Source organism: Kitasatospora sp. NPDC022785, assembly GCF_055561295.1.
Map to the genome: position 1 here is coordinate 187,758 of NZ_JBVHHB010000007.1, position 26,057 is coordinate 213,814.

Below are 26,057 nucleotides of genomic sequence, written 5' to 3' on the forward strand. Positions count from 1 at the left end.
TCCCGGTCCGACCGCTCCCGGGTGGGCGGGGCGCAGTACGCGCCGCCCACCCGGGAGCGTCACCCGAAAGCGCCGCTCACCCCAAGGTGTTGCTCACCCGATCGAGCCGCCCACCCGGAAGCGCCGGTCCGCTACGCGAACTGCACCGGAGTGGCCGGCCAGTCGACCGGGCCGGTGCAGCCCAGGACCTGCTCCGCCGCCTGCCGGCTGAGCACGACGGCCAGTTCGGCCATCGTCTCCGCACCGGGCCCGATGGCCGGCGGCTTGTTCCGCGGGCCGGCCTTCACCGTGGCCAGGTAGTAGGCGGTGCGCTCCTCCCCGGTCCCCGGCGTCTTGACCACGCAGTCGAACCGGAGCACGCCCGTGCGGTGGTCGGCCCCGCCGTCGTCGAACCTGCGGGCCCCGTTCGGGAGCGCCCTCGCGGCGGCGTCGGCGCGGTCGTCGGCCGACCGCGCCGCCTCGACCTCGAAGGAGAGCGCGTGCTCGCCCCGCCCGGCGGCGAAGCAGCGGAGCCGCGGCGGCCGGCCGTCCTGCGCCGGCCAGTAATCGCTCTCCACCCGCACCGTGCGGGCCGGGCCGAGCAGCCGGCCGACCCGCTCGTCCGCGAGGGCTCCCCGGCACTCGCCATGGGTCAGCGACACCGTGGGCGGGTGGTCCGTCGCGGCGTCGAGGTACGCGTGCCAGCCGGCCAGGCCGCTTCCGAGCAGGACCAGGACGCCGGCGGCGGCTCCGGCCTGCCGTGCGCCGGTACGGGTCGTCCTCACGCGCACACCGCCTTCTGGTAGGCGCCGAGCAGGTCCCGGGCGACGGCCTCGAAGTCCGCCCGGTCGCTGTCCGGCTGCCCGGTCCGCGCCGCCTCGCCCGGGGCGACCTCCACCACCACGTGCCGGATCGGCAGTTGCTTCCCGGGGCAGTAGTCGGCCACGGCCGCGCCGGAGGGCCAGGAGGCGGAGCGGGAGCCGGCGTCGAAGCTCTTCACCTCGTCCGGCCGGGCGCTCGCGACCGGAAGCTGCTCCACGGTGCCGTCGTGCACGGCGGCACGGACGGTCAGCGCCACCCGGCCGTCCACCCGGACCGAGCAGCCCTTCGGCTCGGTGGAGAGCACCCAGCGGAACGCGCGTTCCTCGGTCTCCTGGCCGCCGTCCGGCAGCAGCCGCCCGAGCGGTGTCCCGGCCCCGGTGGGCAGGTCGCACAGCGTCGCGGCCCGCCCGGCCGGTTCGGCCGGCCGGTGCCGGCTCCAGTCCAGGTAGCCGACCGCCCCGGCGCCCACGACGGCCACGCCGAGGGCGCCGAGCAGCAGACGGCGCCGCAGCCGCGGGTCGGCGGCGGCGGCGCCGGGGGGTCTTCCGGTCACCCGGAGGTCCCGGACGGGTCCGGCGCGGTGGTGGCCGGCGAGAGCACCGGCTCCCCGCTCGGCCAGGCGACCGGCGCCGAGCAGCCGAGCAGACCGCCGGCCGCCCGCTGCGCGCTGTCGGTGGCGAGCCTGGCCCAGGCCTCGGCGGTCCACCGTGCCGCGGGCGACTGTGGTGCCGGGCCCGAGGCCTGGTACGGGGCGGCCTGGACGGTGAAGTAGAGCGACTTGCCCGACTTCGCGTAGGTGCCGTCGCACCGGAACGTCAGCCGGGCGCCCCAGCGGGTGACCGTGCTGTGGTCGCCGAAGCCGAGCGAGTACACCGGCTCGCCGGCCGGCGGGGCGGGCGGCTTGAGGCCGCCACCGGGCGTCTCGCTGCCGGTCAGCCGGACGCTGAGTCCGATGCCCTGCTTGGCCTCGGCCGTGCAGTCCAGGAGCTGCAGCCCGGGCTGCTGGGCGGCGTCGAGCTGCTTGTCGAGCTTGAACGCCGGGGCGGCGCCCTCGTCGAGCAGCGCGCCGGCGCGGTCGGTGCGGACCACGCCGTCGCACGCCGTGCTCTCGGCGGAGGCCTTTCCGGAGCCGTCGCCGCCGCACCCGGCCAGGCCGAGGACGGCGGACAGCGCGATCGCGGCTCCCGCCGTCCGGCGTGCTGCCCTCATCATCCGGAGACCTTCGCGTTGGAGCTCTGGCTGCCGCCGGAGCCGTCGGTGTATCCGTCGAGGGCCCGGTCGCCGGCGCTGTCGGCCAGCCGGCGGACGTCCTCGGGGCTGAGCTTGGTGCCGTTGGCGGCATCGATGACGGCCTGCTTGGCGCCGAGTGCCGTGCCCTCCCGGCCTTCGGCGACGAAGTCGCGCCCCTCCTGGTTGCCGTCCTCGGTGGTGTCCCGCTGGTTGGCCTCGACCACGCTGTCGGTGATCTGCTCGACCAGGAAGTTGGCGGCCTCGCCCGCGATCGGCACCTTCTCGGTGACGGCGCCGATGGTGGTGGTGAAAGCCGTCTGGGCGTAGCCGGCGTTCTTCTCCAGGGCCTCGTTGTACTCCTTGTCGGAGGTGGCGTGCTCCTGGTGGACCTCGTTGATCCGGGCCTCGTTGAGGATGCCGCTGATGACGCCGCCGGCCCGTGAGGTGGAGTCGATGTCGGACTCGAGCCGGGCGAAGTCGGCCCCGTTCTCGATGTGGCCGCGGACCAGTGCCGTGGAGTAGGCCTGGTTGGCGTTGGCCACCGCGCCGTAGGCGTCCGGGTCGCGGCCGAGCGCGTCCAGCAGGCCGCGGACCGGGGCCTCCTTGAGGTTGGCCGCGGCGCCGTTCACCGGCAGGTCGTCCTTGTGCGGGGAGAGCGCCCGCTGGACGTCGCCGATGTAGTCGGCGGACATGTGCCCGAGGCTGTCCCGCAGCGGGGCGAACTTGCCGTCCTCGCCCTTGACCTCGTCGAGGACGCCGCCGTTGCCGTGGGTGCCGAAGGTCTGGACGACCTTGTTCATGACGTCGGCCTGGTCGGCGGTGTGCTTGACCGGCGTGCCGGAGTGGTCGTCGTAGGGCCGGCCGGTGGTGGCCGCCTCCAGCGCGTGGCCGAGCGCGTCCGGGCCGCTCTTCATGCCGGCCTGGCGCAGGTCGTTCTTCTGCGAGACGGTGTCCGGCGTGTACTCCTTGTCGTGCGTGAAGTAGTTGAGGTAGTCCGCCGGCTTGACCTTGCCGTTCGGGTTGACGGTGCCGTCGGTGTTGTAGGCGGTCGGCGCGTCGTGGAAGAACTTGGTGGCCGCCTCCGGGCTGTGGCCCAGGGCCTCCAGGATCGCCGTGGTCGGCTCGAAGCCCGAACCGCCGTCCTGGCCCAGCAGGTTGTAGCCGCGCCGGTCGCTGCGCGGGCCGTAGACCGGTGCCGGCCAGTACTTCTCGTCGGTGTCGAGCTGGGTGACGTGCTCGGCGATGGGGTTGAGGAAGTGCGGGTCGTAGTCACCGGTGCGCAGGATGCCGGACAGCACCTGGTAGCCGTAGGGGGCGTAGTCCAGGCCGCTCTGCCGGTAGGGCTTGTCCCAGAGCGGCTCCGCACCGGCCTTGCGCAGGTCGGCGGCCCACTGGTCGGGCAGGTGGGGCACGTTGGTGGTGCGGGTGGCGGTGGCCAGGTTGAGCCCGAGGTTCTTCTGCAGCTCCTGGTACTGCTTCCAGCGGGCGTCGCTGGCGCCGTTGAACTGTGACTCGTCGCCGACCATGTTGTTCCAGGCCTGGAGCGTCCCCTTGGGGCCGAGGTCCTGGTAGAACCGGGTGGAGAAGATCGGATCGTTCTGGTTGGCCGCCAACAGCGAGTTGAGCTCGGTGAGTTCGGCGTCCGAGATCTTGCCGCCCTTGGCCGCGAGCTGGGCGGCGCGGATCCCGTCCGCGTCCGGGCCGGCGCCGACGGCCTTGGCGTTGAAGGACTTCAGCTCGTCGGTGGTGCTGTCGGAGCGCAGTGCCCAGGCGGCCCGCTCGTCGGCCTCGGTGGCCTCCTGGACGGCCGAGTCGATGGCCTTGCGCGACACCTCGGCCTTGGTGTGGTACTCGTCGTTGTAGGCCCGGCTGGCCTCCGGGTCGTGCCGGGTGGCGTTGTCGGCCGGCGGCCAGCTGACGGTGCCGTCGGCGGTGACGGTCAGTCCGGCGCCCTTGGCGTCGGCGACGGCCTTGTCCAGCTTGGCCTTGGCGGCCCGGAAGTCGTTGCCGGCGTCCTTGAAGACCGTGGCGATGGCGGTGGCCTGGGTGACGGCGGCGGTGATCTGCTCGTTGACGCGCTGGATCTTGGGCCGGGCCTGGTCGGCCGAGGGGCCGCTCCAGTTGGCGGAGTTGACCTTGCCGACCACCGCGCTGTCCCAGTCACGGTCCATGGCCTGCAGTTTCTTGACCACGTCCTCCCAGGCGGTGGCGGCCTCGCCGAGGGAGTCCAGCTTTGCGGTGCTCAGTTCGTGGAAGTCGACCATCTGTCCGTACCCCTCAGGCGCCCATGTCGTGCTTGACGGCCGTGTCGTTGTTCCGGTAGTTCGTGGCGCTCTGCCGCAGTGCCTGGGTGATCTCGCCGATGGTGGAGTTGAGCGCGGCGATCTGCTGGTCCCAGGTGGACGCGGTCTGCGCGGCGGCCTTGCCGGTGCTCCAGTTGGCCAGCGAGGTGGACACCTTGGAGGTCTCGTCGTCGGCGGCCCGGCCGTCGCCGTTCACCCGTCCGTGGATCTCGTCGGACGAGCCGGCGGCGGCGTCCAGCGCGGCCGGGTCGACGCCGACCGTGCCGCCGCCGTCACCCGGGGCGTTGCTCGAGTTGAGCCGCGTGCGGGCGGTCTCCTGGTGCTGGGCCTTTGCCGTCAGATTGCCGTTGGCGTCGTACGCCCAGGGATTCATCATCCGGTCGAACTCGGTCGCGCGATCCGTCATCAGTCCACTTCCGTCCCGGTCGGGCAGTTTGGCCCGAACGCCCCCGTAAAGATTCCGACAAGAGTACAAGCGGAGATCGTCACTGCCGACCCCTAGGGGACAGGTGGGGAAAGGTCATACCGCAGCAGCAGGGAGCGTCGTCATTCCAGCTCATGACCTGCACGCGGTGAGCACACTACGGTGTGGAACGTGTCCACTGTCATCAAGACGGACGGCCTCACCAAGAGGTTCCCCCGGGTCACCGCCCTCGATCGGCTCACCGTTGAGGTGGAGCCCGGGGTGGTCGGCCTGGTCGGGGCGAACGGCGCGGGCAAGTCCACACTCATCAAGATCCTGCTCGGGCTGGCCCCCGCAACGTCGGGTACGGGGCAGGTCCTCGGACTGGACATCGCCACGCAGGGGTCGGAGATCCGCGAGCGCGTCGGCTACATGCCGGAGCACGACTGCCTGCCACCGGACGTCTCGGCCACCGAGTTCGTGGTGCACATGGCGCGGATGGCCGGGCTGCCGGCGGCGTCCGCGCGGGAACGCACGGCCGACACGCTGCGGCACGTCGGGCTCTACGAGGAGCGGTACCGGCCGATGGGCGGGTACTCGACCGGCATGAAGCAGCGGGTGAAGCTGGCGCAGGCGCTGGTGCACGACCCGAAGCTGGTGCTGCTGGACGAGCCCACCAACGGTCTCGACCCGGTCGGCCGGGACGACATGCTGGCGCTGATCCGCCGGGTGTACACCGACTTCGGCATCTCGGTGCTGGTCACCACCCACCTGCTCGGCGAGCTGGAACGGACCTGCGACCACCTGGTGGTGATCGACGGCGGCAAGCTGCTGCGGTCCTCGTCCACCGCCTCCTTCACCGGCGCCACGGCGACCCTCGCCGTCGAGGTGACGGACCTCCCGTCCGACCACACCCTCGACGCGAGCGCGGCGGTCCGGGAGCGGCTGGCCGCCGCCGGGCACGCGGCGGAGACGGACGGCCCCCGGATCCTGCTGGTCCGGCTCACGGGTGACGAGACGTACGACGCCATCCGCGACGCCGTCGCCGACCTCGGCCTGGGGCTGGTCCGGCTGGAGCAGCGCCGCCACCGGGTCGCCGAGCTGTTCACCGACACCGACACCGACACCGCCGCAGCAGAGGGAGGTACCGCAGATGTCGCTGCCTCCTGAGACCAGGCCCGCCGACACCGGCGTCATCCACGACATCGGCTACCGCGGCTACACCGGCCCCCGGCTGGGCCGGGCGTACGCCACCCGCTCGCTGTTCACCCAGAGCCTGCGCGCCGCGTACGGGCTCGGGCGCTCCGGCAAGTCCAAGGTGCTGCCGATGGTCGTGCTCGGCGCGATCACCGTGCCCGCCGTGTTCATGGTGGCCTTCGCGCTGATGCAGAACCGGAGCGACCTGCCGGTCGACTACCCCGAGTACCTGGGGATGTTCGGCCTGGTCGTCTCGATCTTCCTCGCCTCGCAGGCGCCCGTCCTGCTCTCCCGGGACCTCCGCCACCAGACCGTCCCGCTCTACTTCTCCCGCCCGATCACCCGGGCCGACTACGTCCGGGCCAAGTTCGCCGCGATGGCCACGGCACAGCTGCTGCTGACGGCCGCCCCGCTGCTGGTCCTCTACGTCGGCGCGCTGCTCGCGGGGATGAGCTTCGGTCACCAGAGCGCGCACTTCCTGTACGGCCTGGTCGCGGCGGTGCTCTACGCGGTGGTGCCCACCTCGGTGGCGCTGGTGATCGCCGCCGCCACGCCGCGCCGCGGTTTCGGGGTGGCCGCGATCATGGGGTACCTGGCGGTCTCCACCGCGGTGGTCGGGATCGTCGTGGGCATCAGCAGCGGCCCCTCCCTCATCGTGCCGGACTCCGCGCAGTGGGTGGCGCTGCTCTCGCCCGGCGGCCTCGTGGAGAGCCTGGTCAACCAGCTCTTCGACCTCGGGAAGGACCCGGGCCGGATGCACGCCCCCGGCACCCTGGGCGTGGTCGTCTTCGCCGCCGCCGCCGTCGCGATGGTGGCCGGCTCGTACGCGCTGCTGCTGCGCCGCTACCACCGCATCTGACAACCGCAGGATCTGGGAGGGCGTCATGGCCACCATCACCATCGACAAGGTCTCGCGCTGGTTCGGCAACGTGGTCGCCGTCAACGACGTCAGCATGGCCATCGGTCCCGGCATCACCGGTCTGCTCGGGCCGAACGGCGCGGGGAAGTCCACCCTCATCCACATGATGAGCGGCTTCCTCGCCCCCTCCGCCGGGGCGGTCACCCTGGACGGCGCGCCGATCTGGCGCAACCAGCAGGTGTACCGGCAGATCGGGCTGGTCCCCGAACGCGAGTCCATGTACGACTACCTGACCGGCTGGGAGTTCGTCCTCGCCAACGCCGAACTGCACGGCCTCGCCGACCCGGGCGCCGCCGCCGGGCGCGCGCTGGCCCTGGTCGAGATGGAGTACGCCCAGGAGCGGCGGACCGGCACCTACTCCAAGGGCATGAAGCAGCGCGTCAAGATGGCGTCCGCGCTGGTCCACGACCCGTCCGTACTGCTGCTCGACGAGCCGTTCAACGGCATGGACCCGCGCCAGCGGCTCCAGCTGATGGAGCTGCTGCGCCGCTTCGGCGCCGACGGCCGGACGGTGCTCTTCTCCTCGCACATCCTGGAGGAGGTCGAGCAGCTGGCCCGGCACATCGAGGTCGTGGTGGCCGGCCGGCACGCCGCCTCCGGGGACTTCCGGAAGATCCGCCGGCTGATGACCGACCGCCCGCACCGCTACCTGGTCCGCTCCAGCGACGACCGGCGGCTCGCGGCCGCCCTGATCGCCGACCCGTCGACGGCCGGGATCGAGCTGGACCGGCAGGAGAAGGCACTGCGCGTCCAGGCGGTCAACTTCCAGGGCTTCACCACCCTGCTGCCGAAGGTCGCCCAGCAGGCCGGCATCCGGCTGTACACCGTCGCACCGGCGGACGAGTCGCTGGAGAGCGTCTTCTCGTACCTCGTCTCCGCCTAGGGGCCGTCCGACGGACGAACCCGGCGCCCGAGGGCGCGGGCGCGTAGCACCCACCCGGAACCGGACCCCAGGAAGGCCGACCACACCATGAACCCGACCGTCGCCAGGCTGACGCTGCGCGGCCTGCTGGGCCGCCGCCGCGGCGTCCTGCTGCTGGTGGTCCCCGCCCTGCTGCTACTCGTCTCGGCGATCGCCAGCGGATCCAGCGGGGACAAGCACGACCTGACCGTCACGATCCTCGGCCGGCTGGGCCTCGGCACGCTGCTGCCGATCCTCGGCCTGGTCGTCGGCACCGGCGCCATCGCCACCGAGATCGACGACGGCTCGATCGTCTACCTGCTCGCCAAGCCGCTGCCCCGCTGGAAGATCATCACCACCAAGCTGGTGGTCGCGGTCGGCACCACCTGGGCGTTCGCGGCGATCCCGACGCTGCTCGCCGGCCTGCTGATGTACGGCACCGAGGACGGGCTGGCGCTCGGCTACACCGTCGCCACGCTGGTGGCCGGGGCCGCGTACAGCGCGCTGTTCCTGCTGCTCGGCGTGGTCACCCGGCACGCGGTGGTGGCCGGGCTGGCCTACGCGCTGATCTGGGAGTCCCTGATCGGCAACTTCGTCGAGGGCGCCCGGACGCTGAGCGTCCAGCAGTGGGGGCTGTCGCTGGCCAAGGCGGTGGCCGCGGACGGCGCCGTCACCGCACCGGTCGGGCTCGGCGTGGCGGTGCCGATGCTGCTGGTGCTCACGGTGGCGGCGACGGTGCTGGCCTCGGTGAAGCTGGCCGGGCTGACCCTGGCCGCCGAGGAGTGACCCGCGGCGGCGGGGCGCGGCCGGGGCCTCAGAGCGTCCGGTTGCGCCCGGCGCCCCAGCCGGCCACGCCGACGACGGCGGCCAGCACCAGCATCAGTGCCAGCGGGGTGGTCCAGTCGCCGGTCAGCTGGTGCAGTGCCCCGGCGCCGACCGGCCCGGCCGCCGCCACCAGGTAGCCGACCGCCTGCGACATGCCGCCCAGCCGGGCGGCGCCGGCGGCGCTGTCGGTGCGCAGCACGATGAAGGCGAGGCCGAGGCCCAGCGAACCGCCCTGGGCGACGCCCAGGATGGTGGCCGACACCCAGGCGCCGGGCACCGGTGCGATCAGCAGGACGGCGATGCCGAGCGCGTTCAGCGCGGCCATCGCCACCGCCAGCCCCCGCTGCCGGGTCATCCGGCCGGCCAGCAGCGGCACCAGGAAGGCACCGGCCACCTGGACCAGGTTGGAGAAGGCGAAGACCAGGCCGGCCTCCCCGCGGTCCATCCCGTGGTCGGCCAGGATGGTCGGCATCCACGCCACCAGGGTGTAGACGAGCAGCGACGAGATGCCCATGAAGAGGCTGATCTGCCAGGCCATCGGGGTGCGCCAGATGCTGGCTGCGTCCGCCCGGCCCGCCGCCGGGCGCTCCTGCTCCGAGGCCTTCGCGTTCGCCGTCGCGGACGCCGATGCCGGGGCCGGCGCCGTGCCCCTGCGCCCGTTCGCGGTGCGCAGCACCTGTGGCAGCCAGGCCACCGCGGCGACCAGCGCCAGCAGCGACCAGGCGCCCAGCGAGGCCTGCCAGCCGCCGCCGAGGGCGTGCTCCAGCGGCACCGACGTCCCGGCCGCCAGCGTCGCGCCGACCAGCATGGTGGTCGAGTAGACGCCGGTCATGGCCGCCGCCCGGCCCGGGAACTCGCGCTTCACCAGGCCCGGCATCGAGACGTTCAGTACCGCGATCGCCACGCCGATCACCACGCACCCCGCGTACAGCGCCGCCACCGAGGGCAGCACCCGCACCAGCACGCCCGCACCGAGCACCAGCACCGCGCCGAGTACCACCCGCTCGGTGCCGAACCGCCTGGTCAGCCGGGGGGTGAGCGGGGCGCCGACGCCCTGGAAGAGCACCGGCACGGTGGTGATCAGACCGCTCGCGGTGGCGGAGAGGCCGAAGGTCCGCTGGATCTCGGCGACCATCGGCGAGATCGCCGCGAGGCAGGCGCGCATGTTGAGGGCGACCAGCAGGATGCCGGTCAGCAGCAGCGCGGGGTGGGCCAGCCGGCTGCGGACGGGGAGCGGGGAGGTGGTGACAACCGGCTGCGGGGCACGGGTGACTGCCATGGGGCGTGCTGCTCTTTCGTGAAACGTGAGACGTGGAACCGGGGAGGCGGACGGCGGAAGGGGCGGGCGCCGCTTACTTCCGGGCCGCGATGGCCGCGAGGAGCTGCTCGACGGCCGCGGTCGGCTCGGCGAGCAGCGCGCGACACGCGCTCTCGGCGCGGTCCGGGTCGCCGCTCTCGATCGCGTCCACCAGCGCCTCGTGGGTGGCCACGACCACCTCGGGCATCTCGTGGTCGCCGAAGGCCGTGCGCATCGACTCGCGCACGGAGGCGCCGAAGTAGCGGTACACCTCGGCCAGCGCCGGGTTGTGCGCGGCCTCGACGACGGCGGTGTGGAACTCCAGGTCGTGCTCGACGGTCGCCTCGCGGCCGGCCCGCTCGGGGTGCGACGCGATCACCTCGGCCTCGCGGGCCAGCGCGGCCCGCATCCGGACGATGTCCTCGGGGGTGTGCCGCAGCGCGGCCAGCCGGGCCGCCTCGGCCTCCAGGGCCGCCCGGACCTCCAGCACGTCCCGTACGCCGGAGCGCTGCACGCCCCGCAGGACGGAGGCCGGGTCGCTGGTGCTGCGCACGAAGGTGCCCTCGCCCTGCCGGGAGACCAGCATGCCGGCGTGCACCAGCACCCGGATCGCCTCCCGCACCGTGTTCCGCCCGACCCGCAGCCGCTCGGCCAGTTCGTGCTCGGTCGGAATCCGCGAGCCGACCGGCCAGGCCCCCGCCGCGAGCTGCTCGCGCAGCTGGTCGATGGTGGTGTCCACCAGGGAGCGCCGCCCGGCGGCCTGCAACGTGTCCTGGCTGTGGCCGGATGCGGTCATGGCGGAGCTCCCTTCAGGTCCTGGTCGTCGGTCATCCTACAACCGATTGCCCGGTCATCCTACAACTGCCCCGCGACCTGCCCGGGAACCGTCCGGGCCGTCCCGGCGTTGCTCCCGACGACTTCGGTCCACCCCTATACGAGGAGAGCGCCCGCATGGTGTTCAAGAAGCTGCTCGGTGCCCTGGGCGTCGGCGGTCCCGGCGTCGACACCGTTCTGACCACGCCGGTGGTGCAGCCCGGCGGCACGCTGCACGGGACGGTCGAGCTGACCGGCGGGACGGTCGAGGCGGACATCCGGGGGATCACGCTGACGCTGGTCGCGCGGGTGGAGATCGAGCACGAGGAGGGGGAGAGCACCGGGCTCTACCCGTTCGCGAAGTTCTCGGTGACGGCCCCGCTGGTGCTGGCGCCCGGGGAGAACCGGTCGATCCCGTTCGCCGTCCAGGTGCCGTGGGAGACGCCGGTGACCACCGTCGCCGGGCAGCGCCTGCACGGCATGCAGCTCGACGTTCGGACCGAGGTGGACATCGCGGGCGCGCTGGACAAGGGCGACTCCGACCCGCTGGAGGTCGAGCCGCTGCCGGTGCAGCGCCGGATCCTGGACACCCTGCTCCAGCTCGGCTTCGGGTTCCGCTCGGCCGACCTGGAGGCCGGCCACATCCGCGGGACCGGGCAGACGCTGCCGTTCTACCAGGAGATCGAGTTCTCCCCGGCGCCGCAGTACGCGCACTCCTGCAACTCGCTGGAGGTCAGCTTCGTCACCACCCCGCACAAGGTCGAGGTGGTGCTGGAGGCGGACAAGCGCGGCGGCCTCTTCGGGCACGGCGGCGGCGACGTGATCCGCACCCACGTGGTCGAGCACGGCCAGGCCGGCGAGGACCTCACCGGCCTGGTCGACGGCTGGATCCGCGCGGCGCTCTGAGCCGCCCGGGTCGGAGCGGGCCGGCGGCGGTGAGGGTGTGCCCCGCGGACCGGACCGGGTCAGCCGACCCGGTCCGCGGGGTACGTCCTACCCGTAGGAGACGTTGCTGCAGATGTCGTCGTCGGCCGAGCGGGCCTCGTTGACCACCTCGCTGGGCAGCGGGGCCGGGGCGCTGGGGGCGGCGCCGGCGGCGGGGGCCGTGGTGGCGTTGGCCGCCGCGTAGTCCTTGCCGAGGACGAGGCTGATCCCGGCCGCCGAGGTGGGGGTCAGGGCGGCGCCCGGGAACATCGCCGCGACCTTCTCCGCGTTGGCCTTCTGCCCGCTGCCGTACTCGACCGTGGTGGTCGCCTTGTTGGTGTTCTTGGCGGTGGTGACGCCGGTGACGGTGACCTTGGCGGCCTTGAGCGTGTCGGCGGCCTTGGCGGCCAGCCCGTTCGCGGTGGTGCCGTTGTAGACCGCGACCTTGACCGGGGTCTCCACGGCGGCGGGCGCGGGCGGCGCGGCCGGGGTGGTCTCGGGCGCGGCGGCCGGGGTCTGCGGGGCGTCCTCCTGCTTGCCGGTGGCGTCCTGGCCGTCGATGGTCCGGTCGGCCAGCAGGGTCTTCCAGAGGTTGTCGACGGCCGGGTGGACCAGGTCGATCCGGGGGCCGTTGTAGCGCCAGGGCGTGGTGAGGAACTTGACGTCGTGCAGGTCGATGTTCTTCATCGACAGCGCGAAGTCCATGAGCTTCTTGGCCGAGTCCAGGCCGGGGTCGACCGTCATCGACTTGGTGGCCGCGTCGGCCAGCGGCAGCAGCGTGGTGGGGCTGAGACCCTCGCCCTTGACCTTGGCCATCATCGAGGCGAGGAAGGCCTGCTGGCGTTTCATCCGGCCGACGTCCGAGTCGTCACCGATGCCGTGCCGGAGCCGGACGTAGTCCAGCGCCTTCTGGCCGGAGACCTTCTGCTTGCCCTTGGGCAGGACGAGCTTGCCCTTCTTGCCCAGATTGGGGTTGATGTTCCCCTCGTAGATGTCGTTGGGCAGGCAGACGTCGACACCGTCCACGGCCTGGGTCATCGCCGCGAAGCCCTCGAAGTTCACTTCGATGGTGTGGTCGACCCGGATGCCGGTGAGCTTCTCGATGGTGTTCTGGGTGCAGGCCGGGTTGCCGGTCTCGGTGTTGCCCACCGAGAAGGCGGAGTTGAACATCTGCCCGGGCTGCTCCTTGGTCCACTTCCCGTTCGGCAGCTTGCACGGGGGGATGGTGACCAGGGCGTCGCGGGGGATCGAGATGCCCACCGCGTGCTTGTGGTCGGCGTAGACGTGCAACAGGATCGTGGTGTCCGAGCGGGCGCCGTCCTCGTTGCCGCCGCCGAGGTCGCTGTTGTTCCCGGCGCGCGAGTCGGAGCCGATCAGCAGGACGTTGACCGGCTTGTTGCCGTTGGCGTCGGCGACCGCCTCCGGCGGGCGGTCGGTGGCGATGGCGTCCGCGTCGAAGGACTTGATGTTGCCGTTCAGCTTGTAGTAGATCGCGCCGCCGGTGCCCGCCAGCACCACCAGGGCGCCGGCCACCGACCAGGTCACGATCTTCTTGACGTTCCGCTTCGGCTTTCGGCTGTTGCGGGCGGCCGCGCGGCCGCCCGCCGGGGCGCCGTCCGCCCGCCCGCCGTCACCCTGGCCGCCGTTGGAACGCCCGCCGCCCTGGCCGCCGTCGGGCCTGCCGCGGCCGCCGCCCTTGCCCTGGGCCGCCCGCCGGGCCTCGGCCCGGCCGCCGGGCCGGGGTGCGGGGACGCGCCCGCCCGTCTCGGCCGGCCGCTCGGTGCGCACGCCGCCACGCGATGTGCCGGCGCCCTGGGAGCCGCCGCGCGGTCCGGCGCCGCGCGGGGAACCGCCGCCGCGCGAGCCGTTCTCGGCGCGCCGCCGCCCGTCCGCCCCCGACGTGCTCTCGTCCCACTGGCCTGACATGCGCGTACCTCTCAGCGGCGGAAGCAGCAATCCTGTACGTGTCCGGGGGCACGGCCCGGGTCCGCCGGGAGCACCGCACAGGAGCACCGCACCGGGAGACGCGGAGCTTCAGCGGAGCATACAAACTCTTTCTGTGACGGTCAGCATCCGGGTGCCGTCGGAACAATTCGTGACCGGATCCGCCCCCGCCCCGGCCCCCGCCGGACCCCCGCGGCTCACCCCGCCGGGTAGAGCCGCTCCAGGACGGCCGCGACGCCGTCCTCGTCGTTGCTGACGGTGACCTCGTCGGCGACCGCCAGCAGTTCCTCGTGCGCGTTGGCCATGGCGACGCCGTGCGCGGCCCAGCCGAACATCGGCACGTCGTTGGGCATGTCCCCGAAGGCGATGGTGTCGGCGGCCTTCACGCCGAGGCGGCGGGCGGCGACGGCCAGCCCGGTGGCCTTGGAGAGTCCGAGCGGCAGCAGCTCGACGATGCCGGCGCCCGCCATGACGACGCCGACCAGGTCGCCGGCCACCCGGCGGGCGACCTCGGCGAGGGCGTCGTCGGTCAGTCCGCGGTGCTGCACGTACAGCTTGCTGAGCGGGGCGGTGAACAGCTCGTCCTTGTCGACCCGGACCACCGGCAGGTCGGAGCCGATCAGCAGCTCGTAGCCGGGGCCGGCCAGCACCTCGCCGTCCAGGCCGTCCTGGTTGGCGGCGACGGCCAGCGGCCCGGTCTCCGCCTCGATCCTGGCGATCGCCACCGCGGCCAGCCGGCGGTCCAGGGTGAGCGAGGTGAGCAGTTTGTGCGCGCCCGCGTCGTAGACCTGGGCGCCCTGGCCGCAGACCGCTATACCGCGGTAGCCGATCTCGTCGAAGACCGGCCGGGCCCAGGCGGCCGAGCGGCCGGTGACGATGATGTGCAGCGCCCCGGCGCCGGTGGCGGTGGCCAGCGCGGCGCGGGTCCGCGCGGAGACGGTCTCGTCGCTGGTCAGCAGGGTGCCGTCGAGGTCGGTGGCGACCAGCCGGAAGGGCAGGCCGCCACCGTCGACGAGGGAGACGGGGCTGGGGCTGATGCTGCTCATGGGCCGTGCGTCTCCCGGGAGTTGCTTTCGGGCGGTGGTGCAGGTGGTGCAGGTGGTGCGGGTGCTGCGGCGGTACCGGTCCTGCCGGGGGCTACTTGACCGGCGGCAGGACGGAGCGACCGCCGAGGAAGGGCCGCAGCGCCTCCGGCACGACGACCGAGCCGTCGGCCTGCTGGTGGTTCTCCAGGATCGCCACGATGGTGCGCGGGACGGCGACCAGGGTGCCGTTCAGCGTGGCCAGCGGGCGGACCTTGCCCTCCTCGCGCATCCGGATGGAGAGCCGGCGGGACTGGTACTCGGTGGTGTTGGAGGTCGAGGTGACCTCGCGGTACTTGCCCTGGGTCGGGATCCACGCCTCGATGTCGAACTTGCGCGCGGCCGAGGAGCCGAGGTCGCCGGAGGCGACGTCGATCACCCGGTAGGGCAGCTCCAGGGCGTTGAGGAAGTCCTTCTCCCACTGGAGCAGGCGGCGGTGCTCGTTCTCGGCGTCCTCGGGCGAGGTGAAGACGAACATCTCCACCTTCTCGAACTGGTGGACGCGGATGATGCCGCGGGTGTCCTTGCCGTAGGTGCCGGCCTCGCGGCGGAAGCAGGACGAGTAGCCGGCGTACCGCAGCGGCAGCTTCTCGGCGTCGATGATCTCGTCCATGTGGTACGCCGCGAGCGGGACCTCGCTGGTGCCGACGAGGTAGCGCTCCTCCTCCGGGAGGAAGTACACGTTCTCGGCGGCCTGGCCGAGGAAGCCGGTGCCGTCCATGGCGGCCGGGCGGACCAGGGCCGGGGTGATCATCGGGGTGAAGCCGGCCGCGGTGGCCTGGGCGATCGCCATGTTGACCAGGGCGAGCTCCAGCAGCGCGCCGACACCGGTCAGGTAGTAGGACCGCGCGCCGGCGACCTTGGCACCGCGCTCGGTGTCGATCGCGCCGAGGATCTGCCCCAGCTCGACGTGGTCACGGGGCTCGAAGCCCTCGGCGGCGAAGTCGCGCGGGGTGCCGATCTCCTCCAGCGTGACGAAGTCCTCCTCGCCGCCGACCGGGGCGGCCGGGTCGATGAGGTTCGCCAGCGAGCGGAGCAGGCGCTCGGCCTCCTCCTTGGCCGCGCCCTGTTCGGCGTCGGCGGCCTTGACCTCGGCGGCCAGCTCCTTGGTGCGCTGGAGCAGGGCGGTCTTCTCCTCGCCCTGGGCCTTGGCCACCTGCTTGCCGAGCGTCCTCTGCTCGTTGCGCAGTTCGTCGAAGCGACTGCCCGAGGACCGGCGCCGTTCGTCGGCGGAGAGGAGGGCGTCGACCAGGTCGACGTCCTCGCCACGGACGCGCTGCGAGGCGCGCACTCGGTCAGGGTCCTCACGGAGCAGGCGAAGGTCAATCACGGGCCCAAGCCTACCGGGCGGGGGCCCTTCCACCGGTACGGGTTTTCCCCTGGGGATAACTCACCGGAGCCTGTGGATAACTTCTGTGGGGAACTCCGCCCCCGGGGGTTATCCACAGGCGGGCCCGGCGGGCTGTGGATGGTCGGGCCTCGGGGGTGGACGGCGCACGCAACCAAGGAATTGAGGTTTCAAACCTCATTTGACCTTCCCGGGTGAGGGAATTGAAGCACTCGGACGGGTGATTTGCTGGCACACGGGTGACTCTGGTCCGATAAGTCATCTCTGCGACGCTAACCGCTGATCCGACCGAAACGGGCAGTGGCTATACCGGTTTGTCGACTCATCCCCAGGGCTGTGGATAACTTCGGGCTGTGGACAGCGGGCGGCCCTGTGGACAGCCGGTTCCGGCGGTGAGGGCCCCTGTGGACGACGGGCGGACGGCGGGTGCGGTCACCCCTCCCGCCGTCCGGGCGGGGTCGAAAACGGTCTGAAAAGGTCAGGAAGACAAAAGCCGACGGTCAGATGTCGCCGGGGCCTCAAATGTCGCCGCGACCGTCGAGGCAGCGGGAGAGCCAGTCGGCCGCCTCGGTGAAAGCGGTGTCCGAGGTCCCCGGCCGCTGGTGCTCGGAGACCTGCTGGTCGGCCCGCGGATAGGAGCCGAGGAAACGCACCTGCGGGCAGGTCCGCTTGAGGCCCATCAGCGCCTCGCTCACCCGCCGGTCGGCGAGGTGCCCCTCGCAGTCGATGAGGAAGCAGTAGTTGCCGAGCCCCTCCCCGGTCGGCCGGGACTCGATCCGCATCAGGTTGACCCCGCGCACCGCGAACTCCTGGAGCAGCTCCAGCAGCGCACCCGGGTGGTCGTCCGGCAGCCAGACGACCATCGAGGTCTTGTCGGCGCCGGTCGGCGAGGAGACCCGGCCGGGCCGGCCGACCAGGATGAACCGGGTGGTCGCGTTGGCCGCGTCGGCGATGTCCTTGACCAGCGGGTCCAGGCCGTAGATCGGCGCCGCGAACTCGCCCGCGAACGCGCCGTCGAACCGCCCCTCGGCGACCTGCCGGGCGCCGTCGGCGTTGGAGGCGGAGGACTCCCACTGCGCGTCGGGCAGGTTGGCGGCCAGCCAGCGGCGCACCTGCGGCTGGGCCACCGGGTGGCTGGTGACGGTCTTGATCCCGGCCAGCTCCGTCCCGGGCCGGACCAGCAGGGCGAAGGAGATCGGCAGCAGCACCTCGCGGTAGATCATCAGCGGGGCGCCGGAGGCCAGTTCGTCGTTGGTCGCGGTGACGGCGCCCTCGACGGAGTTCTCGATCGGCACGAACCCGCCGGAGGCCTCGCCCCCGCGCACCGCGTCCAGCACCAGCGGCACCGAGGCCAGCGGGACCAGCTCCCGGGTCGCCGCCTCGGGCAGGGTGCGCAGCGCGGCCTCGGTGAAGGTGCCCGCGGGGCCGAGGTAGGTGTAGCGGGTCGCCGACATGCCGCGCCTCCATGCGAAAGGGTTACCGAGCACGCCACCTTAACCATTTCGCAGGCTCCCCACGGGGGTGTTCCGGTCCGTGGGAAGTGGCGGGCGGGGCGGGGTGCACGGGGCGTGCACGCCGCCTCCCGGCCGCTCGGCGGGCGGCCGGGAGCCGGACGGTGGAGGCGGACGGCGGAGTCGGCGGGCGGGGGTTCCGCGGGCACGCCCCCGGTGGCTCGTCCCGGCCGTGGGCGGGCGCTACTCCAGCAGCGTCTGCCCCACGTACCCGTTCTCCGGCGCGCCCGGCGGGACGGCGTACAGGCCGCTCGCCTCGTGCCGCAGGAAGCGGGAGAGGCCGTCGCCCCGGGAGAGCTTGCGCTGCACCGGGGTGAAGCCCTTGCGCGGGTCGGCCTGGAAGGCGAGGAAGAGCAGCCCGGCGTCCGGCGAACCGTCGGCCAGCAGGCCGTCGTGGTACGAGAAGCCGCGCCGCAGCATCGCCGCGCCGCCGTTGGCGGCCGGCGCCGCGACCCGGATGTGCGCGTCGGACGGGATCGCCAGCGAGCCGTCGGAGGCCTGCGCGGCCAGGTCGGCGGGGGTGAACTCGCTGCTGCCGGGGGCCGCCGAGAGCGGGGCGCCGTCCGACTTGCGCCGCCCGATCACCCGCTCCTGGCGGTCCAGCGGCAGCGCCTCCCAGTTGTCCAGCAGCATCCGGATCCGCCGGAACACCAGGTAGGAGCCGCCCGCCAGCCAGGCCGGCTGGTCGCCCCCGGCGGTGCAGAACACCTTGGCGGCGAAGTCGCCCTGGCTCGGCTTGGGGTTGTTGGTGCCGTCGATCTGGCCCATCAGGTTGCGCCCGGTGATCCCGTGCGTGGCGGCGCCGGGGGCGCGGGCGAAACCGGCCGCCTGCCAGCGCAGCGCCGCCGTACCGGCCGCCTGACGTTGGAGCACCCGCAGCGCGTGGACGGCGACCAGCGCGTCGTCGGCGCAGATCTGGACGAGGAGGTCGCCGTCGCCGCGGGCCGGGTCGAGGGCGTCCGCGGGGAAGGCGGGCAGCGGCTCCAGCGCGGCCGGGCGGCGGTCGGCCAGCCCGGCCTTGTCGAACAGGGTGGCGCCGAAGCCGAAGGTGAGGGTGAGCGAACAGGGGCCGGCGTCCAGCGCGACCTGGTTCTCGAACTCGTCGGCAGGCTCGCCGACGGCCAGCCGGGCGGCCGTCCGGGACCAGCGCTGGAGCAGCGCCCGCAGGGCGTTCCGGCCGGCCCCGCCGGCGAGGTCGAAGGCGGCCAGCTGGACCCGGGCCTGCTGCGGCTCGACGATGCCGGCCTGATGTTCCCCGTGGAACGGCAGCCGCCCCGCGCCGAGGGTGGGGCCGGCCGCGGCGGGCGCGGCCGTCGGGGGCCGGTCCAGGGCGGCCGCGCCCGCCGCCCCGGCCACCAGCCCGGCCCCGGCGGTACCCAGCAGGGCCCGCCGGGTGACGCCGCCGCGCGGCCTGCGGCCGGCCTCTCCCGCGCTCGCGGCGCTCTCCGTGCTCTCCGTACCCGTCGTGCCGTCCATCGCGCTCACCCGATCTTCAGCGGTTTGATCTCGGTGGTCTGGTCGATGTCCGAGGAGCGGACCTGCACCGACACCACCCAGTTGCCGGCCAGTGGCAGCTGCGCGGTGCCGCTCCAGCGGCCGGTGCCCTCGGCGGTCAGGGTGACCGGCAGCGGGCCGAGGTCGCGGTCCGGCAGGGTGAAGGCGAGCTGCACCTCGGGGACGTCGACCGGCTGTCCGTCCGCGCCGTCCAGCCTGAGGTGCACCTCGTTGGCTCCGGTCCGGGCCGGGTTGAGGGTGACGGTGGCGGTGCCCTTGGCGTTCGGCGTGCGGCCCTTGGTGTCGTAGGGGAGCTTCAGCTCCAGGGTCTGGCCGGGCACGGTCTGCGGGGCGGGCGTGGCGCCCGCGGCGGGTGCGGTGGCGGGGGCACCGGCCGCGACCTCGCCCGCCACCCGGCCGGGCGGCGAGTTGGTGAGCATCGTGGTGACCACCAGCACGGCCACCGCGACCAGCGCCTCGACCAGGACGGAGCGGCGCAGCCCGGCCCGGGTCGGGGTGAGCCCGCGGTCGCGCCCGGCGCTCTCCCGGGCGGCCTGCTGGCGGGCCAGCTGGGCCTGCCGGACCGGGTCGTCGGAGTGCGCGGCCACGGCGACCGGCTCCGGCGCCTCGGCCGGCGCGACCGCCACCGCCTCCTCGGGGGTGGCCCGCAGCCGGGCCAGCCACGAACGGGAGGTCCAGGCGACGCCGAGCATCGCGACCACGCAGCCGGTCTTCACCAGCAGCAGCCGCCCGTACTCGGTGCCGGTCAGCGCGCCCCAGCTGCCCAGGCCGCGCCAGGACTGGTAGATCCCGGTGGCGGTGAGCACGGCGACCGCGGCGAAGGCGAGCCTGGAGAAGCGGTCGGCGACGTCCGCGCCGATCCCGTGGCGCAGCCCGACCAGCAGAGCGGCCAGGCCGCCCAGCCAGAGCGCCATCGCGATCAGGTGCAGCACGCCGAGCGGCAGGGCCAGCCAGACCTGGATGCCCACCGCGGCGTGGTCGGCGCCGACCCAGGTCGCCGAGAGGGCGACCGCCAGCACCAGCCCGGCCACTCCGAGGCCCAGCCGGGCCTCGCGCAGCGGCCGCTCGGCGGCGCGCTGCTCCAGTTCGCGCAGCTCCCTCTCCTCGGCGTCCTCCGTGCCGGTGCCGGTGCCGGTGCCGGTGCCGGTGTCGGTACCCGGGCTCGCGGCCGAGGGACCGGTGGTCCGCTGCGGCTGCCCGAGCTGGCCGACCAGCAGCGACAGGAACACCCCGCTCGCCGCGAGCAGCAGCAGCCGGGCGGCCAGCGCGGTGCCGATCCGCTCGTCCAGCGTGGCGCGCACCAGCGACAGGTCGAGGGCCTGTCCGACCCCGGAGCCCCGCTCGTACGGGCCGCGCAGCATCAGCACCGCGACGGTGGAGACCAGTAGCGCCACCCAGCCGGACATCAGCAGCCGCTGGACCGCGCGCTGCGCCGCCCCGGCGGGCCAGCAGATCAGCACGAACGCGGCCACGCCGGCCAGCAGCGCGAACGCCCCGTACGCGACGGTCCGGCCGGCGCCGTAGAGGGCGGCGACCACGCCGTCGGCCTCGGCGCCGCTTAGCGCGGTGGCGGACACGGAGGTGTCCGAGGGCGCGCCGACGGAGAAGGTGAACGCGCCGCCGATCGGGTGCGAGTCCTCGGAGACGGCCCGCCAGGCCACCGTGTAGGTGCCGTTGGCCAGCCCGCTGTTCAGCCCGACGCGCGCGGTGTTGCCCTTGCCGTCGGCGTGCGCCGGGTTGCCGGTGTCGACCGCCTTGCCGGCCGGGTCGAGCACCCGTACCGAGTCGCCGGAGAGCGACACCGACTCGCTGAAGGTCAGGGTGACGGTCTGCGGCGCGGTGGCGACGACCGAGTTCTGGTGCGGGTCGGTGGACTCCAGGGTGGCGTGCGCCGAGGCCGGTCCGGCGCCGGCGAGCATCAGCGCGAGGACGGCGCCGAGGGCGCCGAGCAGCCCGGCGAGTCTGCGGCGGGTGGTCTGCGGCAACGCGGCCTTCAGCATCTCGCGGGTCCCTTTACTGCTGGCCGGGGCGGTAGGTGAGCTCCTTGACCGGCACCTTGACCGTGATGGTGCCGGTCCGGGCGAAGGTCAGGTCGAGCTCGAGTTCGTCACCGAGGACGGGGGCCTTCTGCCATCCCATGATCATGAGGTGGCTGCCGCCGCGGGCGAGCTGCAACGCGCCGTGCGCGGGGACGTCGAGACGCTCGACCTGCTCCATGGTGGATGCGGTGGAGCGGTGCATGGTGACCGAGCTGGCGGCCGGGCTGGAGACCTTCACCAGCTGGTCCCCGCCGCCGTCGTTGCGCACGGTCAGATAGCCGGCCGCCATCCCGCCCGCCGGGGGCAGCGGGATGTAGGAGTCGGCGACGCTCAGCCTGGCCGGTCCGTCGGCAGCTGCGGCGGCGCCGTCCTGGCCGCCCGCACCGCAGGCGACCAGGATGGCGCCGCCGCCCAGTGCCGTCGCCAGCACCGCGCCCGCGAGCGCCGTCCGCCGGAAGCCGAGCACGCCGGTGCCCTTCACGCCGGGACCCCCTTGGCGAGCAGCGGGAGGTCGTGCTCGTACGTCTTCTCCTCGGTGCCGCTGAGGTAGAGGACGTGCGCCTTGTCGTCCGAGGGCAGGAAGGCCAGCACCTGCGCGCCGTGGGTGGAGGTGACCGTGCCGTCGGCGTTGACCACCGGGTCCTCGATCATGATGCCGAGCGACTTGGCGGCCGTCTTCACCTTGGCGAGGTCCCCGGTGAGGCCTATGAAGTCGGTGCCCATCGAGTCCAGCCAGGTGCGCAGCACCTGCGGGGTGTCGCGCTGCGGATCGGTGGAGACGAAGACGACGTTGACCTTCTGCCGCTCCTCGGCGGAGAGCTTCTTCATCGCCACGCCGATGTCGCCCATGGTGGTCGGGCAGACGTCCGGGCAGCTCGTGTAGCCGAAGAAGAGCAGCGTGGTCCTGCCGTTGGTCTTCTGCCGCAGGTCGTACGGCTGGCCGGCGGTGTCGGTCAGCTGGAGGTCGGGCTTCTCGAAGTTCTTGCCGAGCACGGTGCCCTCGTAGGGCGAGTCGGCCTTCTGCTTGGTGACCTTGGCGGGGCTGGTGCCGCTGCCGCCGTCGGAGCCGCAGGCGGTCAGGGTGAGGGCGGCGGCGAGGGCCACGGCGGCGGCGCCGGCCAGGCGGGTGGTGCGGGGGGTGCGGGCCATGGGGGATCCGATCGTGCGCGGTGGATCACCGGCGGGGCCGTCCCCGGGCACGGGTGCGGCGCGGGGACGGCCCCGCCGGTGCGAGGGGTCAGGAGGCCGAGCCGCCGCTCCTGCGGCGCAGGCCGAGGATGCCGAACGCGGTGCCGATCACGCCGACCACGATGCCGACCACGCCGAGGACCCGGGCGGTGGAGTCGCTGGACTTGGTGGAGCCGGTGGCCTCGTCCTTGGCGCCGTCGTGGCCGTGGCCGTCGGCGGCCGGGGCGGCGGAGGCGGTGACGCCGTGGCCGTCCTCGGAGGTGGCCTTGGTGAGGGCGAGCACGGGCGCGGGCTTGGCCGGCTCGGGCTGGCCGTCCTTGGCCTCGTCGATCCAGCGGACGACGTCGCCGTTGTCGTAGCTCTGCAGCGCCTTGAAGGTCAGCTTGTCGGTGTCGGTCGGCAGCGGGCCGAGCGAGACGCGGAACTCCTGGAACTGGCCGGGGGCGATCTTGGTGCCCGCGTCGGCGGTCCAGGTGATCTTGGAGACGGCCTCGTTGACGTCGTTGCCGTGCACCTTGATCGGCTTGTCGAGCTTGGACTTCTCGACGGTCGCCGTCCAGCCCGGCATCGGGAGGGTCCGGACGGAGGCCAGCGGGTGGTCCAGCGGGAGGTTGACCTCCAGCTTCACCGTCGAGGCGGTGTCGTTCTCGTTCGGCACCCGGAAGTCGACGGCGGTGTAGCCGCCCTGCGGGGCGCTGCCCGGGTTCACGGTGACGTGCGCGAAGGCCGGGCCGGCCAGGGCCACGACGGACGCGGCGGCGGTGAGGGCGACGGCGGCGATACGACGGGCGGGAAGGGAACGCATGATGGCGGGGTCTCCGTTCGGAGGCTCGGCGGCAGGCCCGCTGCGGGCACGGTGATCCGTGCGCCGGCGGGGCCGCGCGGCGTGGGGACGAGTGGGGGAGGCCGCTGACCGCGCGAGGGTGCGGGTACGGCTCTGCTGCCGCGTACACCCGGGGCCCGGAGCGAGTGGGCGCTCCGAGGACGGCGGGTCAGTACGCGAGCGCCCCGAACGGAGGGCCGCGCCGCACCACGCTGTGCCGCAGCGCGGCACCGGCCGGCAGCGGGTGCTCCCCGCCGCGCGCGTCGAACCGGCGGGCCGGGCCGCCGGGCGTGCCGAGCAGGCCGCGCAGCAGGACGGCGGCCAGTGCGAACGCCGTCCGCAACGGCGTCGCCCAGTGCTCCCGGGCGGCCGCGGCGGTGATCCGGACCAGCCGCCAGAGCGCGGCCTCGCCGCGGCGCAGCCACCAGCCGGCCACCAGGGCGGCGGCCAGGTGGCCCGCGAGCATCGACGGCGTCATGCCGAAGAGACCGCCCTGCCACCAGGGCGGGACGGCGTACGCCTGCGGGTCCAGGCCCGCGCTGGAGACCAGCTGCTCGGCGGACGGGTTGCCGGGCAGACCGGCCAGCGTGCCGGGGCGGGCCTCGTTGCAGATCAGCCGGCCGGCCACCTGCGGCAGGGTCAGCGGCCCGGAGCCGCCGTGGTGCATGCCGGCCATGGCGCCGGCCGCCGCGGTGGCGTGCCCGCCGAAAGCGTGGAAGAGACAGTGCAGGCCGAGCTGGCCCGCGCCGAGCGCACCGGCGATGGCGGCCAGCGAGCGCTCCCGCCCGCCGAAGGCCACCGCGAGGGCGAGGACGGCGGCGAAGCCGGTCGCGAGCGCGGCCGGTGCCACGTTCCCGCCGCCGGCCAGGGCGTGCCCGGCGGCCGCGATCAGCGTGCAGACCAGGGCGAACGGCACCGCCCGCGCAAGCCGCAGATCCCAGGCGGCGTCCCCCACCGGCGCGTCCGGTGCGAGGGCGCCCGGGTGCGGGGCGGCGGCGAGGGCAGTCATGGCGGGGCCCATCATCTCATCGCCTACAGGGGGGACACGGGCAGGGTGGGAAATCCCTACGAATGCCCCGTTCGGCCCCGGCGTGCGACCCCCGGTGTGCGCCGCTCGGCACAGTCCGCGGCCCCAGTCCATCCGCCGAACGGGCGGTGGCGGACCTTCGGCACGGTTCGCCGCCGGATCGCCCGGAGATACCTAGTTGTATGTGGAGCCGCAGCCAGGAGGGACCTCCCGTGGACATCTGGTGGACTCTGCACCTCAAGCGCGACCCGGCCAGCGTTCCGCTGGCCCGGCGCATCCTGCTCGGTGCGATGGCGACTGCGGGCGTCGACCCGCAGGTCGCCCACGACCTCGGTGTCGCCCTCAGCGAGGCCTGTGCCAACGCCGTCGAGCACGGCGCCGGCGGCCGGCCGGACGAGGGCTTCCAGGTCACCGCGTCGATCAACGGCGACCTGCTGCGGATCGAGGTGACCGACTCCGGGCCCGGCGTCTCCGCCCCCGCCACCGGCCCTGTCGCGTCGGCCGCGCCCGCCGCGCCCGGACCGTTTCCGCTGCGGCGGCCGGCCGCCCCGCCGGCCCGCCCCGCGGTGGCCGGCCGAGGGCCCCGCCGCAGCCGGCGCGGGCGGGCCAGTGTCCCCGGGCCGGTCCTCACCGCCCACCGCCCCCGTCGCGAGGGCCGCCCCTACGACACCCATGTACTGCCCTGCCGGCCCCCGGCCCCCACGCTGCGCCCGGTGGACCTCGACACCCTCCCCGACCTCACCGCCGAGTCCGGCCGCGGCCTCTTCTTGATCCACGCCCTCACCGACCACGTCCAGCTGCGCAACCACCCGCTGCGCGGCGCGATCGTCAGCTTCGACAAGATCCTCAAGTGGCAGGACGACGCCCTCCTCCGGGCCTGCTGATCCCCGGTACGCCGAAGGGGTACGGGCGGCGCGCCCGTACCCCTTCTCCTGTTGACGACCGGGGTCAGCTGTGCGCGCCGGCCTTGCGGCGGCGCAGGACGAGCAGGGTGCCGGCGCCCGCGGCGAGCACGGCGGCGCCGCCGAGGGCGATCGGGAGGGTGTTGGAGCTGGAACCGGTCTGGGCCAGCTGCGGACCGGCGGCCGGGCTGGTGGCGACCTTGGCGGCACTGGTGGCCGGGGCGGTGGTGGTGGTCGCGGCACCGGCCTCGGCGACCTTGAACTCACCCTCGTAGTAGCCGTAGAACTGGGTGCAGGCGTTCGGCTTGTTGTTGGCCGGGGTGGGGACCTTGTCGTTGTCGAACGCGTCCGAGCCGGAGTCGTAATTGGCTCCGTACTTCCCGGCCGGGGCCTTGGCGGTGGCGGCTATCCGGACCTGGACGGTGTGCTTCTCGCCCTTGGCCAGCTTGAAGTCGGGCACCAGCAGCGCGCGGTCGTCGAGCTTCGCGGGCTTCCAGCCGGATCCGCTGTTCAGCTGGACGTCGAAGAACTCGGTGCTCCACTGGACCGGGCCGCCGTCCCCGCCGAATTCGTCGGTGACATAGAGGGAGTTGTGGACGGCGGGCAGGTCGACGCCGCTGTTGTTCTCCCAGGTCACGGTGATCTCGGCGGCCGGGCCGCCCTTGACCAGGGTGGTGCCGTACAGGCCGGTGCCGGTGACCTTGAGGAGCGAGCTCTGGTACACCCCACCGTGGCAGCGGTCGTTGAACGTGGGCGTCGGCGCAGGGCTGGTCGGCCGGACGGTGGGCTTCGCCGTGGCGGTGGCCGACGGGGTGCCCGTCGGGGAGGCGCTCGGGGAGCCGGTCGCCGTCGCGGTGGCCGACTTCGTGCCCGTCGGGGTCGGGGTCCCGGCCGGGGTGGGCGTGGCCGAGGTGGTCGCGCTCGGGCTCGGCGAGATGGCGGCGGCGCCGGCGGTGGCCGTGCCGACGGTCGCGCCGAGGGAGAGCGCGAGCAGCGTGGACGCGGCCAGTAGGCGGGAAGAGCGCACGATCTTTGCCCCCATTGAGGTGAATGATGTCTCTTTAC

Annotated in this window: 24 protein-coding genes; 6 read left to right on the forward strand and 18 right to left on the reverse strand. The window is 73.6% G+C overall.

All coding sequences use genetic code 11. The features are described from left to right. Positions 1 to 131: 131 nt before the first annotated feature. Genes ACZ3YO_RS14280 through ACZ3YO_RS14300 form a run of 5 tightly spaced genes read right to left on the reverse strand, consistent with a single transcriptional unit; the run spans position 132 to position 4,740 of the window. A complete protein-coding gene (locus ACZ3YO_RS14280; protein WP_465569111.1) occupies positions 132 to 764 on the reverse strand; it encodes a hypothetical protein in 633 nt (210 codons plus the stop codon). After that, positions 761 to 1,354: a hypothetical protein gene (locus ACZ3YO_RS14285; protein WP_465569112.1), complete on the reverse strand. Its 594-nt coding sequence runs from the start codon at positions 1,352 to 1,354 to the stop codon at positions 761 to 763. The genes ACZ3YO_RS14280 and ACZ3YO_RS14285 overlap by 4 nt, the downstream gene beginning before the upstream one ends. After that, positions 1,351 to 2,013, reverse strand: coding sequence for a hypothetical protein (locus tag ACZ3YO_RS14290; RefSeq protein ID WP_465569114.1), 663 nt, complete (start codon positions 2,011 to 2,013; stop codon positions 1,351 to 1,353). Before ACZ3YO_RS14290 ends, ACZ3YO_RS14285 begins: the two co-directional genes overlap by 4 nt. Then, on the reverse strand, positions 2,010 to 4,295 hold the full coding sequence (locus ACZ3YO_RS14295; RefSeq protein ID WP_465546640.1) for a hypothetical protein: 2,286 nt from the start codon (positions 4,293 to 4,295) through the stop codon (positions 2,010 to 2,012). The genes ACZ3YO_RS14290 and ACZ3YO_RS14295 overlap by 4 nt, the downstream gene beginning before the upstream one ends. Before the next feature lie 13 nt (positions 4,296 to 4,308). Then, complete coding sequence (locus tag ACZ3YO_RS14300; RefSeq protein WP_396322833.1) at positions 4,309 to 4,740, reverse strand: WXG100 family type VII secretion target; 432 nt, start codon at positions 4,738 to 4,740, stop codon at positions 4,309 to 4,311. Between the two features lie 189 nt (positions 4,741 to 4,929). Here ACZ3YO_RS14300 and ACZ3YO_RS14305 point away from each other — a divergent pair, with 189 nt between their 5' ends. From ACZ3YO_RS14305 to ACZ3YO_RS14320, 4 genes are all read left to right on the forward strand, one after another. Next, positions 4,930 to 5,907, forward strand: a complete 978-nt coding sequence (locus tag ACZ3YO_RS14305) for an ABC transporter ATP-binding protein (RefSeq protein ID WP_465569116.1) — start codon at positions 4,930 to 4,932, stop codon at positions 5,905 to 5,907. Next, on the forward strand, positions 5,891 to 6,793 hold the full coding sequence (locus tag ACZ3YO_RS14310; RefSeq protein ID WP_465569118.1) for an ABC transporter permease: 903 nt from the start codon (positions 5,891 to 5,893) through the stop codon (positions 6,791 to 6,793). The genes ACZ3YO_RS14305 and ACZ3YO_RS14310 overlap by 17 nt, the downstream gene beginning before the upstream one ends. Before the next feature lie 25 nt (positions 6,794 to 6,818). Beyond that, complete coding sequence (locus ACZ3YO_RS14315) at positions 6,819 to 7,736, forward strand: ABC transporter ATP-binding protein (RefSeq protein WP_465546644.1); 918 nt, start codon at positions 6,819 to 6,821, stop codon at positions 7,734 to 7,736. Positions 7,737 to 7,823: 87 nt separating this feature from the next. Further along, complete coding sequence (locus ACZ3YO_RS14320) at positions 7,824 to 8,540, forward strand: ABC transporter permease (protein ID WP_465546645.1); 717 nt, start codon at positions 7,824 to 7,826, stop codon at positions 8,538 to 8,540. Positions 8,541 to 8,568: 28 nt separating this feature from the next. On the opposite strand, the gene ACZ3YO_RS14325 is transcribed toward ACZ3YO_RS14320, so the two are convergent. Together ACZ3YO_RS14325 and ACZ3YO_RS14330 are read right to left on the reverse strand one after the other, a co-directional pair. Next, the gene (locus ACZ3YO_RS14325; RefSeq protein ID WP_465569120.1) at positions 8,569 to 9,858 is read right to left on the reverse strand and encodes a CynX/NimT family MFS transporter; all 1,290 of its coding nucleotides are present in this window, start codon (positions 9,856 to 9,858) and stop codon (positions 8,569 to 8,571) included. Between the two features lie 73 nt (positions 9,859 to 9,931). Then, positions 9,932 to 10,672, reverse strand: a complete 741-nt coding sequence (locus ACZ3YO_RS14330; protein ID WP_465569122.1) for a FadR/GntR family transcriptional regulator — start codon at positions 10,670 to 10,672, stop codon at positions 9,932 to 9,934. A 155-nt stretch (positions 10,673 to 10,827) separates the two neighbouring features. Between ACZ3YO_RS14330 and ACZ3YO_RS14335 the strand changes: the two genes are divergently transcribed. After that, entirely contained in the window at positions 10,828 to 11,595 is a 768-nt protein-coding gene (locus ACZ3YO_RS14335) for a sporulation protein (protein ID WP_465569124.1), read from the forward strand. Positions 11,596 to 11,682: 87 nt separating this feature from the next. On the opposite strand, the gene ACZ3YO_RS14340 is transcribed toward ACZ3YO_RS14335, so the two are convergent. The 10 genes from ACZ3YO_RS14340 to ACZ3YO_RS14385 form a co-directional block, all read right to left on the reverse strand. Continuing rightward, positions 11,683 to 13,539, reverse strand: a complete 1,857-nt coding sequence (locus tag ACZ3YO_RS14340; protein ID WP_465569126.1) for an LCP family protein — start codon at positions 13,537 to 13,539, stop codon at positions 11,683 to 11,685. A 215-nt stretch (positions 13,540 to 13,754) separates the two neighbouring features. Continuing rightward, a complete protein-coding gene (locus ACZ3YO_RS14345; protein ID WP_465569128.1) occupies positions 13,755 to 14,603 on the reverse strand; it encodes an HAD family hydrolase in 849 nt (282 codons plus the stop codon). Between the two features lie 91 nt (positions 14,604 to 14,694). Then, positions 14,695 to 15,969, reverse strand: coding sequence for a serine--tRNA ligase (serS, locus tag ACZ3YO_RS14350; RefSeq protein WP_465569130.1), 1,275 nt, complete (start codon positions 15,967 to 15,969; stop codon positions 14,695 to 14,697). A 536-nt stretch (positions 15,970 to 16,505) separates the two neighbouring features. Beyond that, a complete protein-coding gene (gene pheA / locus ACZ3YO_RS14355) occupies positions 16,506 to 17,441 on the reverse strand; it encodes a prephenate dehydratase (RefSeq protein ID WP_465569132.1) in 936 nt (311 codons plus the stop codon). A gap of 240 nt (positions 17,442 to 17,681) precedes the next feature. Next, the gene (efeB, locus tag ACZ3YO_RS14360; protein WP_465569134.1) at positions 17,682 to 18,974 is read right to left on the reverse strand and encodes an iron uptake transporter deferrochelatase/peroxidase subunit; all 1,293 of its coding nucleotides are present in this window, start codon (positions 18,972 to 18,974) and stop codon (positions 17,682 to 17,684) included. Between the two features lie 5 nt (positions 18,975 to 18,979). Further along, positions 18,980 to 21,013 carry a copper resistance CopC/CopD family protein gene (locus ACZ3YO_RS14365; protein WP_465569136.1) on the reverse strand — a complete coding sequence of 678 codons (2,034 nt, stop codon included), beginning with the start codon at positions 21,011 to 21,013 and terminating at the stop codon, positions 18,980 to 18,982. 13 nt (positions 21,014 to 21,026) lie between these two features. Further along, entirely contained in the window at positions 21,027 to 21,533 is a 507-nt protein-coding gene (locus ACZ3YO_RS14370; RefSeq protein ID WP_465569138.1) for a copper chaperone PCu(A)C, read from the reverse strand. Next, on the reverse strand, positions 21,530 to 22,201 hold the full coding sequence (locus tag ACZ3YO_RS14375; RefSeq protein WP_465569140.1) for an SCO family protein: 672 nt from the start codon (positions 22,199 to 22,201) through the stop codon (positions 21,530 to 21,532). Before ACZ3YO_RS14375 ends, ACZ3YO_RS14370 begins: the two co-directional genes overlap by 4 nt. Before the next feature lie 88 nt (positions 22,202 to 22,289). Beyond that, positions 22,290 to 23,045 carry a YcnI family copper-binding membrane protein gene (locus ACZ3YO_RS14380; protein ID WP_465569142.1) on the reverse strand — a complete coding sequence of 252 codons (756 nt, stop codon included), beginning with the start codon at positions 23,043 to 23,045 and terminating at the stop codon, positions 22,290 to 22,292. Positions 23,046 to 23,232: 187 nt separating this feature from the next. After that, complete coding sequence (locus tag ACZ3YO_RS14385; protein ID WP_465569144.1) at positions 23,233 to 24,072, reverse strand: hypothetical protein; 840 nt, start codon at positions 24,070 to 24,072, stop codon at positions 23,233 to 23,235. Positions 24,073 to 24,302: 230 nt separating this feature from the next. On the opposite strand from ACZ3YO_RS14385, the gene ACZ3YO_RS14390 reads away from it, so the two are divergent. Continuing rightward, the gene (locus ACZ3YO_RS14390; protein ID WP_465569146.1) at positions 24,303 to 24,974 is read left to right on the forward strand and encodes an ATP-binding protein; all 672 of its coding nucleotides are present in this window, start codon (positions 24,303 to 24,305) and stop codon (positions 24,972 to 24,974) included. A 64-nt stretch (positions 24,975 to 25,038) separates the two neighbouring features. Here ACZ3YO_RS14390 and ACZ3YO_RS14395 read toward each other — a convergent pair whose 3' ends face one another. Further along, the gene (locus ACZ3YO_RS14395) at positions 25,039 to 26,019 is read right to left on the reverse strand and encodes an LAETG motif-containing sortase-dependent surface protein (protein WP_465569148.1); all 981 of its coding nucleotides are present in this window, start codon (positions 26,017 to 26,019) and stop codon (positions 25,039 to 25,041) included. Positions 26,020 to 26,057 lie beyond the last annotated feature (38 nt).